This is a genomic window from Lysinibacillus sphaericus, from assembly GCF_002982115.1.
GTDB lineage: Bacteria > Bacillota > Bacilli > Bacillales_A > Planococcaceae > Lysinibacillus > Lysinibacillus sphaericus.
In genome coordinates this window covers 3,653,114-3,666,006 of the sequence record NZ_CP019980.1, presented here as the reverse complement: position 1 = coordinate 3,666,006, position 12,893 = coordinate 3,653,114, and the positions used below count along the sequence as shown (strand labels likewise).

At 37.7% G+C, this 12,893-nt stretch carries 9 protein-coding genes; 6 read left to right on the top strand and 3 right to left on the bottom strand.

The genetic code is table 11. The annotated features are described in order from the left end of the window. Positions 1–30: 30 nt before the first annotated feature. The 3 genes from LS41612_RS18145 to LS41612_RS18135 all read right to left on the bottom strand — a co-directional run bounded on the left by LS41612_RS18145 (position 31) and on the right by LS41612_RS18135 (position 6,652). Positions 31–1,686, bottom strand: coding sequence for a peptide ABC transporter substrate-binding protein (locus LS41612_RS18145; RefSeq protein WP_024362095.1), 1,656 nt, complete (start codon positions 1,684–1,686; stop codon positions 31–33). 850 nt (positions 1,687–2,536) lie between these two features. Further along, entirely contained in the window at positions 2,537–4,222 is a 1,686-nt protein-coding gene (locus LS41612_RS18140; RefSeq protein ID WP_024362094.1) for a methyl-accepting chemotaxis protein, read from the bottom strand. Between the two features lie 735 nt (positions 4,223–4,957). After that, on the bottom strand, positions 4,958–6,652 hold the full coding sequence (locus tag LS41612_RS18135; RefSeq protein WP_024362093.1) for an Rqc2 family fibronectin-binding protein: 1,695 nt from the start codon (positions 6,650–6,652) through the stop codon (positions 4,958–4,960). A gap of 304 nt (positions 6,653–6,956) precedes the next feature. Between LS41612_RS18135 and LS41612_RS18130 the strand changes: the two genes are divergently transcribed. From LS41612_RS18130 to def, 6 genes are all read left to right on the top strand, one after another. Further along, positions 6,957–7,832 (top strand): YicC/YloC family endoribonuclease, encoded by an 876-nt coding sequence (locus tag LS41612_RS18130; protein ID WP_024362092.1) that lies wholly within the window; start codon positions 6,957–6,959, stop codon positions 7,830–7,832. A 43-nt stretch (positions 7,833–7,875) separates the two neighbouring features. After that, complete coding sequence (gene gmk, locus LS41612_RS18125) at positions 7,876–8,493, top strand: guanylate kinase (protein WP_024362091.1); 618 nt, start codon at positions 7,876–7,878, stop codon at positions 8,491–8,493. Between the two features lie 4 nt (positions 8,494–8,497). Then, positions 8,498–8,725: a DNA-directed RNA polymerase subunit omega gene (rpoZ, locus tag LS41612_RS18120; protein ID WP_024362090.1), complete on the top strand. Its 228-nt coding sequence runs from the start codon at positions 8,498–8,500 to the stop codon at positions 8,723–8,725. 131 nt (positions 8,726–8,856) lie between these two features. Next, positions 8,857–9,864, top strand: coding sequence for a bifunctional phosphopantothenoylcysteine decarboxylase/phosphopantothenate--cysteine ligase CoaBC (gene coaBC, locus LS41612_RS18115; RefSeq protein ID WP_024362089.1), 1,008 nt, complete (start codon positions 8,857–8,859; stop codon positions 9,862–9,864). Beyond that, the gene (gene priA, locus LS41612_RS18110) at positions 9,861–12,275 is read left to right on the top strand and encodes a primosomal protein N' (RefSeq protein ID WP_024362088.1); all 2,415 of its coding nucleotides are present in this window, start codon (positions 9,861–9,863) and stop codon (positions 12,273–12,275) included. Before coaBC ends, priA begins: the two co-directional genes overlap by 4 nt. Positions 12,276–12,397: 122 nt before the next feature. Beyond that, positions 12,398–12,892 carry a peptide deformylase gene (gene def, locus LS41612_RS18105; RefSeq protein WP_024362087.1) on the top strand — a complete coding sequence of 165 codons (495 nt, stop codon included), beginning with the start codon at positions 12,398–12,400 and terminating at the stop codon, positions 12,890–12,892. Position 12,893: the final 1 nt, after the last annotated feature.

Genomic DNA, 12,893 nt, shown 5'->3' with positions numbered 1-12,893 from the left:
CGCTGTAGAGCTTAAAAAATATTATTTAGATTATTTAGCGTCTAAATCAACGTTTTTAAGTTGGATGATACCAAGTCTATCTGATCCCATGTTTTTAACATACTTTTGTTTTACTGAAAGGTTTGTGTAGTAGTAGATTGGCGCAACTGGGAATTCTGAAACTGCGATAGCTTCAGCTTCTTTTAATAGCTCAAGACGTTTAGCTGTATCTACTTCTGCAACTGATTGTTTTAACAATTCTTTGTACTTCGGATTTTCCCAACCAGTATCGTTGTTACCGTTTTTAGCAGTATCGTACATTTCTAAGAATGTGTAAGGATCGTTGTAGTCTGCAATCCAGCCCATACGACCGATTTGATAGTCAAGAACGTTAAGTTTTTCTAAGTAAACTTGCCATTCTGAGTTATCAAGACTTACAGTAATTCCAAGGTTTTTGCTCCATCCTTCTTGGATGTATTGAGCGATAGAAGCGTGTGCTTCACTTGTATTGAATGATAAGTTGATTTTGATATCTTTAGCGTCTTTAATACCAAGTTCTTTCATACCAGCTTCAAGTGCTGCTTTAGCACCTTCAACATCGTTATCTTTGTAGTAACCGCGGTCTTCTTCAAAACCACTGATTGCAGATGGAACCATACCTAATGCAGGTTTTTGTTCACCTTTAGTTACGTTGTCAATTAAGCCTTGACGGTCGATTGCTAATGTTAACGCTTTACGGATGTTAGCGTTTCCAGTAACTTTATCTGTTGTGTTGAATTTGTACCAATAGATAGCAGCATAGTCATCAATATTTAATGACTTGTCAGCTTTGAATCCATCAATAGCATCAAGTGCTACTGTTTGGTATGGAGAACCTAAGTAATCAATTTCTCCATTTTTGAACATTGTTACAGCAGTTGCTTCGTTTTCAACCATACCGATGTTTACTGTATTAACTGCTACGTTTGCAGCATCCCAGTAACCGTCGTTTTTCTTAAGCACGATTGAATCACTGTGTTTCCAAGTATCTAATGTGTATGGTCCGTTTGTTACGTAGTTTTCACCAGCTTCAGCGTACCAATCATCTTTACCTTCAACCACTTTTTGGTTGATTGGTGAGTAAGTTTTGAATGCAGTTAACTCTAAGAAGTAAGCAGTTGGGTTTGCTAAAGTAACAACTAATGTTTTTTCATCTTCAGCTTTAATTCCTACTTCATCAACAGAACCAGCACCTGTATTGTAAGCTTCAGCACCTTTAATTGGGTAGAATACAGAAGCATATTCAGATAGGTTTTCTGGATTTAAAGCCCATTTCCAAGCATATTCGAAGTCGCCAGCAACTACTGGATCTCCGTTTGTCCATTTTGCATCGCGTAAGTGGAATGTGTAAGTTAAACCATCTTCACTTACATCCCATTTCTCAGCCATAGCTGGCTGTGGTTGTCCATCAGCGTCTGCACGAGTTAGACCTTCAAATACGTTAATTAAGATTGCACTAGATGTAGAATCTGTTGCAAGTTGTGGGTGTAAAGATGGTGGCTCAGAAGGTATTACTAAGTTCAGCTCTTTTGCTGTTTCTGATGAACCAGAATCTTTTTTATCGTCTTTTGCTTTGTCAGACGAATCTCCACCAAAGCCACATGCAGCAAGTACTAATGAAAATACTGCAAGGACAGTTAGTAATAAAAACTTTTTGTTCTTATTCATGTGAATCCCCCTTATACAATTTTTAAGCCTTTTGTGAAGCTCCTATTTAATATACCAAAAAAGTCATTGTGCACAAAATAAAAAAGATTCAAATTTATATAGTATTATCTGACATTTACAAGAATAATAATTTTCTTCTGTTTATCACTTTAGAGTACAAAAGTGTTTAAATAATGAGAATTTGATTTAAAATAGCTAAAAATATCAAAAATGAAACAAAATCAAAAAAATGATTTACTATACGGAAAATTCCTATTTTTTTGATAATATTATTACAAAATAAAAAATGATTCTAAAGTCATAGATGTTCTACCTTGAAGAATTTTTATAGTTTTGTAGAAAATCATTGTAAAACTAAGTGAATATGATTTTTTATTAGGTAATTTTTTGCAGTTTCTAATCTAAAAATATGAATAATACTATCTATAAATGATATATAAAAATTTTGTTTTGTATTTATCTAGTATTTAGCTTTGGGAGAGAAAAAAAGGGAAATTGAGAGAAATTTGTATGATTTAACATGACTATTTATGTTGTTTATAGGGGGATTTTAGCACAAGAAAGTAGTCTAATGTTTTTTTAAAATAATTCATTTGCCTTTGTAATCGCTATTTTTTATAAAAAATGTGGGGTGTTTTTCAATTAAGAATAGATTTTTGATTGTGCAGTTTCCTCTTTTCGACAGAAATCAACAAAGTCAGCTAAATTTTGTATAAAAATGATTTCATATCTAAATTTCACGTTTTATCATTCGAATTATCCAATTATTTCTAAAAAATCGTGTAAAAAAACACTCTAGAATAAACGCTGTCTCGTTATCAGCATTTACCTAGAATGTTTACTTATTGTTTTATAACTTAAATTGGTGAATCTGATTTTGTAATTCTAAAGATTTCTCGCTTAATTCTGTTGCAACGAAGTTTACTTGTTGAATTGTAGCTGCTTGTTCTTTCATAGCTTCGGCAATAATCTTTGTATTATCCGCACTTGCTGAAGCGCCGTAAGCAATTTCAGCAACTGATGCGGCTACTTGTTCAGCGCTGGCAGATATTTCTTCTGATGTTGCCGAAATATCTTCAATTTGATCGGACATCGACGTAATTGCTTGGACAATGGATTCGAAAGCAATGCCTGCCTCTCCAATCATTTTAACACCATCATTTACAGAATGAAGACCGTCGACTACTGCTTTTTCTACATTTTTAGTATCTTGCTGAATATCTTGTGTTAAAGCGACAATTTTATTAGCGGATTGTTTTGATTCTTCGGCTAGCTTGCGCACCTCATCTGCTACAACAGCAAAGCCTTTCCCGTGTTCACCTGCGCGTGCTGCTTCGATAGCGGCATTTAGAGCGAGCAGGTTGGTTTGATCTGTAATTGCTGTAATAACTTCTGTAATATTGCTGATTTCTACTGATTGTTTACTTAGTTTTTGAACGAGTGTGTTAATAAGTTGAGTAGAATCATTGATTACATTCATTTGCTGTTGGGCTTCTTCTATTATATTGTTCCCTGTATTGGCTGTTTCTGATGTAGCGATGGCGCTATGGTGAAGCTGTTGTGTTGCTTCTGCAATACGTTGTACACCTGTAGCTGTTTCATCCATTGCGGCAGCACTTTCCTTTGCAGCAATTGTTGCGGTTTCGGCCGCGGCGGCGGTTTCATGAATGCGTGAAGAAACTTCTTCTGTTGTAGCAGAAACTTCTTCAGTAGAAGCCGTTAACTCCTCGGCTGCGCCTGTTAAATGTTCTGAGTTATTTTGAATATGTGTCATTAAATTACTTAAGTTACTTTTCATCGTATTAAAGGCTATCGCCAGTTGTCCAATTTCATCTTTAGAGTGGTTGGTAATATCTTGATGATATAATTCACCGTTTGCAATGTTGTTGGCAGCGGCTACAACTGATTTTAAAGGGGTAGTAACTTTGCGATGTACATAAAGCATTAAGAATATGCCAAGTGCTACACCAATAATAATCGCGATAATCGAAATGATTTGTGAATTTTTCACTGCTTCTTTAGATTCTGCTGTAATATTCTCTAGCTGTGTTTTTTGGTAATCGACAACTTTATTTGAGACTTCTAGTAGTCCTCGGTTTGCTTGTTGTGCATCACTATTGACTATTTTTAACGCCTCATCTAATTTTCCTTCATCATGTAAAGCTAAAGCACGATCAGCTGCTTTGTTAAAAGCATCGTTATATGTATCAAGTTCTTTGGCATATTCAACCATTTCGGGCGAATCTGCTTTTTTTGCAATTTCGGCAACGTGCTCATCTAACAATCCAGCGTGTTTAATTAAACTATCCTTATTACTTGCTGTATCTTCTATAAACATTGCGCGAATAAAAAGACCTTGCATCGCCATTTCAAATTGAATACTATCTGACAGTTCTACTTGGGAAACGCGGTCTTCTAATGCAGCTTCAACTTTCTTCTCAATATTGGAAAATTGGTTGAACAAAATAAGCAAAGACATAAATAAGATCAAAATAATTGAGAAAAAACCGAAGCTTAATTTTTTGCCAACAGACATAGTAATACGCCCTTTCTAAAATGCTTTAAAATTTTTTATAGTTAAATTAAGACATCGTAGAAGCGAGAAGTCAATAAGCGGACATAGAAACAGTTCAGAATATTCATGCTTAAAATCTTTTTATTTTATGATAGGGCACATTGCCTGTGAAAATTGAAATGGACACAAATTTTTATCGTTATATAGTACGGATTGCTGTGGATGAACAACTGAAAAAAATTGGGGCTAGGACATAACGATAAAATTTTTATAAAATCGTAGGATTTCGGTGCAAGATTGTTATTGAGTATGCACAAGTACTTAGCTATTTTTTCTTTTGTAATGAGGATAAATAGAAGAGCATATTACATGTTGTAGCGCCTTGCGGTGTACCTGCGTAAAGCAATCCCCTTGCGGATAGCAACGGCATAACAAAAGAAGTGGCTGAAATATAACTAAAAAAATATAAGGAACAATAAATTTTTTGTTCTATGGAGAACTTATCTATTCTTGCATTTGCAATAAATAAAACATTAGAAGGGTTCACTAGTTGTTGGTAGCGGATGCGGTGACCCCTGCTCAGAACGCACACAGCGTAAGACGCTGGCATTCCGCGCGTTAGCGAGGGTTGCGGCTTACTGTGCTGAGCGGAAAGTACCACCGAAGCCAACAACAACGGCGCAGCAAAAAAGGTGTTAGACTGACTGCCATCAATCTAACACCTTTTCTCTTTTGTCCCAGCCTCTATTGCTATTATTAAGACTGTTTCTTTAATTGTAAAATAACCGTTTCGTCGGGATCTATAAACAATGTTTTTTGTTCGAAGTAAATAACGAATCCTGGTTTGGCACCATTAGGTTTTTTCACTTGTCTTATTTCTGTATAATCTACCGGAACAGAAGATGAGTCACGTGCTTTTGAGAAATAGGCGGCAAGTGTTGCAGCTTCTCGCAATGTCGTATCATCGGGATTAGCGTTGTGAATGACTACATGAGAGCCCGGTATATCTTTTGTATGTAGCCAAATATCTGTACGCTTTGCTATTTTAAATGTCAGCATATCATTTTGCTTGTTGTTTTTCCCTACAGAAATGGGCGTTCCTGTAGATGATAGATAATGTTCGGGTTCAGGTTTAAGCTGTTTTTTCTTTTTCTTAGCGTGACGAAGTTTTAAATAGCCCTGTTCCGCTAATTCTTCACGAATCTCTTCGATATCACCAGGCGATGCTTGTTGCACTTGTTGCGCTAACATCTCAAAATAAGTTATTTCTTCTCTCGTTTTTTCGAGTTGCTCTTGCACCATAATAAGGGCATTTTTAGCCTTCGTATATTTCGTGTAATAACTTTGTGCATTTTCAATCGGTGTTTTACGCTCACTTACCGGAATCGTCACTTGTTCAGCAGATTCACTGTAATAGTTTGTGACGGTCACTTCCTTCACACCTTTTTCAAAAGCGTAAATATTGGCCATCAATAGTTCCCCATACAATTGGAACTGATCTAGTTTGGAGGCGCGTTCATAGTCTTTCGTCAGTTTTTTGATTTTTAATGATAGTTTGTCGATTTCGTTTTGTAACCAGCGTTCTAAATCACCTGCTTGTTGCTTCACACGATCTCGCTCAGCGCGAGCAAAGAATACACGGTCAAGAAGCTCATGTACATTTGGGTAGGCAGTTTTCTCTCCTTGTAAATGTGTTAAAGCAATTGGGGAGAAATATGTTTTACCATGCGCGTAAACATACATCGGTTCTTTGCCACCATCATTAAAATCTGCCATAAAGTCCTTGAAGCATCCGACTTTGTTTGACATGGCGGTTAAGCGAAATAATAACTCCTCTGCATGTAATGGAGAAAAGCCAATAAATTGCGACACAATATCTTTAGCGGTTTTTGGCTCTGCGAAAAATGCAGCTAGCTGCTCATCATCGACCGTAAGAGGTTGCCATTTATTTTGTGCAGGTGGGGCGATATAAGGCTGTCCTGGTAATATTGTTCGGAAACTATTCATCGAAGGTGATAAATGTTTCAAACTGTCGATAATTTTATTTTGTTCTGTATCAATTAATAACAGGTTACTATGGCGACCCATAATTTCTGCATGTAGTTCCCGTACAATGGGATCACCGATTTCATTTTTACTTTGGATTTCTACTATAATAATACGATCTAACTCATGCTGTTTAATAGAAGAAATAAAACCACCCTCTAGATGCTTACGTAAAAGCATACAAAACATAGGGGGCTCAGCAGGGTTTTCAATTGTTTGCTCTGTAAGATGTACACGTGCATAGGAAGGGTGGATAGAAAATAATAATTTATGGTTCCCTCCATTTGCACGGATTTGTAAAACAACTTCCTGAGCGTTAGGTTGATGTATTTTCGTAATACGACCTGTTACTAATTTTTGTAGGTCTGTTGTCATTGAATAAGTAAATAAACCATCAAATGCCATTTTAATTCCTCTTTCCAACGATATAATGCATCATTGTGTTTTCGTATTTGCGCTGAAAAGGTCTGCTAAAAAGAACTACAATGGTGCAATTCATAATTTTATAAAGTGTTCCCAAAACAGCCATTTCAAGCACGAATGCTTTTTTAGTATGTTTATCATAGCATTTTTTAGGTGAATATTAAAATATAGCTTCAGATGTGGTAGAATTAATTTTTGCTCTAGCGATTTTTTTGTGGAGAGACGTCATAAATGACGGAGCTTATGTTATAATTATCCCAGTATGCAAAGAAAGGTGTGACGAACCTTGGTGCGTAGTATGACTGGTTTTGGCAGAGGTGTCACAACAACAAGAGACTTTCAGTTAACCGTAGAAATACGCTCGGTCAACCATCGTTTTTTAGAAATTCATGCAAAATTTCCGAAAGAATGGCTTGAAGCAGAAGTTTTTGCGAAGAAATTAATTTCACAAGCTTTATCCCGAGGGAAAATTGATGTGATGGTATATGTAAAAGATTTAGAAAATGTCGAGCAATCTATTGAAATTAATTGGTCATTAATTGAAGCGTATCGTAAGGCAAAAGAACAATTAGCAAGTAAAGTACCGCTAGAAGAAAAATGGACGATGCAGGAGCTACTAGCGCTTGAGAAAGCATTGGTACAAGAAAAGCCGCAACTAACGCCAGAAGATTTATTAGGTGCTGTGGAACATGCGGTAACAGAAGCCATTGGACAGTTGATTCAAATGCGTGAGCGTGAAGGGCAAGAATTGCAAGATGTTGTTGTACAATATAAAGAACAGCTAATGGAACAAGTGAATCAAATACGTTCATGTTCTTCACTTGCTGTTGAAAAATATCGTACACGTTTAGTAGAACGGATTGCTGAAATTGCAGAAGTAGCGCTTTTAGAAGATCGTTTACTCGCAGAAGTAGCGATATTTGCAGAACGAGTGGACATAACGGAAGAATTGGATCGATTAGATAGTCATTTTAACCAACTGGAAGAAACGTTACTAGAAACTGTTTCAATCGGGCGTAAATTAGACTTTTTAATGCAGGAAATCCATCGTGAAATCAATACGATAGGTTCTAAAAATCAATCGACAGAAGCAGCCGTTGCAGTAGTTCAGGCAAAAACAATTTTAGAAAAGATGCGTGAGCAAGTTCAAAATATCGAATAACATGCCTGCATCTGTTATAAATTAAGGGAGATATAGAGAATAAATGATAAAAGAACGTGGATTATTAATTGTTCTGTCTGGCCCGTCTGGTGTAGGAAAAGGGACAGTGCGAAAAGAATTATTTTCTCAACCGAATACGAATTATGAGTATTCCATCTCAATGACAACACGAAATCCTCGCGAAGGTGAAGTAGATGGTGTAGACTATTTTTTCAAGACACGTGAAGAGTTTGAAACGTTAATTGACCAAGGTGGCTTATTAGAACACGCTGAATTTGTAGGCAATTACTATGGCACGCCGTTAGCCTATGTAAATGAAACACTTGATGCTGGTCGTGATGTATTTTTGGAGATTGAAGTACAAGGAGCAGCACAAATTCGTAAAAAAGCACCGGATGCCTTATTTATTTTCTTAGCCCCTCCAAGTTTAACGGAATTAAAAGATCGTTTAGTTGGCCGTGGGACAGAAACAGCGGATGTTATTGCAAAGCGTATTGCAACTGCAAGTGAAGAGCTTGAAATGATGAGCTTATACGATTATGTAGTTGAAAATGATGAAGTGACAAATGCCTGTGATCGTATAAATGCGATTATTAAAGCCGAGCATTGTCGAAGAGAACGTGTTGAAAAAAGATATTTGTCAATGTTGAGAGGAGAATAAACCAATGTTATACCCATCAGTAGATGCCTTAAAAAAAGAAATCGATTCAAAATATTCTTTAGTAAGTTTAGCATCAAAACGTGCTCGTCAAATGCAAGAAGTAGAAGGTACTGAGCGCCTACACAAATATGTTTCCTATAAATATGTAGGAAAAGCACTTGAAGAGGTAGCAGCAGGTGTACTTACAAAAGTATCACAGGATGAGTCCGCTGTGTACGAAGACGAAATCTAACATTGATGGTATAAAGCTTTTGCCAAGTTAATGTTAAAATCTGCAGTGATTTTTTGATTATACAAAAATGCCGAGAGCTCCCGAGGAAATTGTCCTTTGGGAGCTTATCGTTTGAAAGGACGACATTGTAGATGAATAAAAATATTTTACTTTGTGTTTCAGGTGGTATTGCGGTTTATAAAGCTGTCGCGCTAGTGAGTAAACTATCGCAGGCGGGTGCCCGTGTAAAGGTCATTATGACAGCATCAGCCCGGCAGTTTGTCAATCCGCTAAGCTTTCAAGTCATGTCAAAAAATGATGTCTACTTCGATACATTTGATGAAAAAGATTCGAATGTCATTGCCCATATAGATTTAGCTGACTGGGCAGATTTAATATTAGTCGCTCCTGCAACTGCCAATGTGATTGGCAAACTAGCAAACGGTATTGCAGACGATATGGTAACAACGACATTACTTGCTACTACTGTACCTGTTTGGATTGCACCTGCTATGAATGTCCATATGTATGATCATCCAGCGGTTAAGCGCAATTTGGCACAACTAGCAACAGATGGTTATCAATTTATCGAACCGTCAGAAGGCTTTTTAGCATGTGGCTATGTTGGGAAAGGTCGTTTAGAGGAGCCAGAGAAAATTACGGCACTTGTGCAACAGTATTTTTTCGCTCCAAAGCCATTAGCAGGACGAACGGTGCTTGTAACAGCCGGAGCAAGTTATGTCCCTATGGATAATCAGCATGTAATTAGTACAAAGGCCGATGGTAAGGTTGGACAAGCGTTAGCGAGAGAAGCGCAAGCACTAGGGGCACATGTCATTCTTTTAGGTGAAGAAGCAACAAATGCGTATGACCTTATAACGCAAGTAGAGAACGTTAAAAAGCAAAACGCACAGCTCTTATTTATCCACGCAGCCAACATACCAACAATTGAAAGTGCCCCTACTCTATCCATTGCAGGTACAGAGGCAGTGACATTTGGACAAAAAGTGCTAGGGAATCCGATGTTACAAGTAATAGCCGATGAATGGATTGACTATAGTCAAACAGCAACAATAAACGGACAAATTGTCAATATTTCAGATACGACACAATTTGCAAAAGTTTTATGGCAGCATATATTACAAGGTGAGTCGCAATGAACGTTTTATACGCAGAGATCATAGTGGATGTTTCAACATACCATGTAGATCGCTCATTTGACTATGCGGTTCCTGTAGAATGGGTAGCTGTTATAGAGAAAGGCTGTCGTGTAAAAGTACCATTTGGACCGAGAAATGTACTAGGATTTGTTGTAGGTTTAAAACATGAGACAGATGTTCCAACTAATAAAATAAAGCCGATTGCTCAAATTTTAGATATAGAGCCTGTTTTTACTGAAGAAATGTTGTTGATGGCAAAGTGGCTTAAAAATGAAACAATTTGCTATGAAATTGATGCTTTGCAAGTAATGCTACCCTCCGCATTACGAGCTAAGTATGAAAAAATCGTCAAATTACTCGATCATCAAACGATTTTGCCAATGGCTGTCCAACAAATTTTTGGGAAGCGACAACAGGCAAACTTTAAGGAATTTGAACGGGCAGGATTATTGCCACTCTTAAAAACGTTAATTGCCGATAAAATTGTAAAAATAGAAAATGTCGTGAAGCAACAAGGCAATGTAAAAGAAGTTCGTATGGTAAAGATAACTGAGGACGAACAAGCATTAAGCAATGCTATGCAAGAGGCATCAAGAGCTGCGAAGCAACGTTCTTTAATTGAATGGATGGCTTCGCATTTAGGTGAAGTTTTTACACCACAGCAAATTTATGAAGCAACTGCTGTCTCGGCTGCTGTATTACAAGCGGTTATTGAAAAAGGCGCAGCAAGTTTTATACAAGAAGAAGTGTATCGCGATCCTTTTACAAAGGATGTTGCACGTACACAGTCCTTACAATTAACGGACGAACAAGCCGTTGCATTAAAAGCAATTACGCATTCTATTGATACACAATCTGCTGCCACCTTTTTATTGCAAGGTGTTACAGGTAGTGGCAAAACGGAAGTTTACTTGCAAGCGATTCAAAAGGTTTTAAATGACGGCAAGGAAGCTATTATGCTAGTGCCTGAAATTTCGTTAACGCCCCAAATGACTGAGCGTTTTCGTAGTCGTTTTGGTGAGATGGTTGCCGTGATGCATAGTGGGTTATCTGTTGGAGAGAAGTATGATGAGTGGCGTAAAATTCAACAAGGGAAAGTAAGGGTTGTAGTAGGTGCCCGTTCAGCAATTTTCGCACCCTTTACTAATTTAGGGCTAATTATCTTAGATGAAGAGCATGAATCGACTTACAAGCAGGAAGATTCACCCCGTTACCATGCGAGAGATGTAGCCATTTGGCGAAGCCAATATTACCGTTGTCCTGTTATTTTAGGTAGTGCGACACCCGCTCTTGAGTCATATGCCCGTGCGAAAAAAGGGGTCTATACACTATTAACGTTAAAACAGCGTGCGCTGCATCAAGCAATGCCAACTGTATATGTTGCAGATATGCGAGAGGAACTTCAAAAAGGAAACCGCTCGATGTTTTCGGAACTACTAATTGAAGGGATACGAACGCGACTTGAACGACGAGAACAGATGGTGTTGTTTTTAAATCGAAGAGGATATTCGTCCTTTGTGCTATGTCGTGATTGTGGGACGGTCGTGCAATGTCCGAACTGTGATATTTCATTAACCTATCATCGCACAACGGAAAAACTTAAGTGTCATTACTGTGGTTATGAAGAGCATGTGCCACAAATTTGCCCGCAATGTCAAAGTGAGCATATTCGATATTTTGGTACAGGGACACAAAAGGTAGAAGAAGAAATCTATAAATTATTTCCAGAAGCAAGGGTATTACGAATGGATGTTGATACAACAAAGCACAAGGGGGCACATGAAGAGATTTTGCAAGCATTTGGTGAGGGGCAAGCTGATATTTTACTCGGTACGCAAATGATTGCAAAGGGACTTGATTTTCCTAATATTACACTTGTTGGTGTGCTTAGTGCCGATACATCATTACATTTACCAGACTACCGTGCTGCGGAGCGGACTTTCCAATTACTTACACAGGTAAGTGGTAGAGCAGGTCGTCATGATAAAGCGGGTGAAGTCGTAATTCAAACCTATACGCCTGAGCATTATGCAATTGAATTAGCTAAAGTACAAGATTACGAGCCATTTTATGAACGGGAAATGTTTTTACGCCGTCGTTCGGGCTATCCACCTTATTATTTCGTTGCACTTATACAAGTATCGCATGAAGATGTCATGATGGCAGCAGAGTATGCAGGACGTGCAGCAGATTGGCTTCGAGGAAATTTATCCAATCAAGTGTCCATTATTGGCCCAACAGTTGCGAGTATTAGCCGCCTCCAAAATAGATATCGCTATCAATGTTTGATAAAATATAAAATTGAACCAAATCTGATACCTGTTTTGCAACGTTTACTTGCGATGTATCGAGCAGAATGGATTAAACAGGGGATATTAATGACGGTTGATTTAGACCCGTCTACGATATAAAAAGGCGCAATAGCTCTTTTCGAGCAAGCTTGACTACCGCATAATGGATTTAAATGGCGATTTGCCTAAGAGTGAAATGAAGGCAAGAGAGCGTCTTATATAATAGAAATGAGGAACGAAAAATGGCGATTAAAAAAGTAATCGAACATCCAGCAAAAGTATTATCTACACCATGTGCTGAAGTAACAGAAATTAACGAAGATATTATTGCATTACTTGATGATTTATACGACACGATGGTGGAATATGATGGCGTTGGGATTGCCGCACCACAAATTAATGTTGGACTACGCGTGGCAATTGTCGAGCTAGGTGAAGAAAGAGATATTTTAGAAATGATTAACCCTACTGTTATTAAAACAGACGGAGCAGAAGTGGATATCGAAGGGTGTTTAAGCTTCCCAGGATTATATGGTGAAGTTGAACGTCCTGATTATGTGAAAATTGAAGCTTGTGACCGAGAAGGGCGTGTCTATGAGCTTGAAGCTGGTGGCTTTGAAGCGCGAGCGATTTTACATGAAATCGATCATTTAGATGGTATATTATTTGATTCTAAAATTAAGCGCATTGTGACAGAAGAAGAGCTAGAAGAAATGTACGCAGAAGAGGAGGAATAAT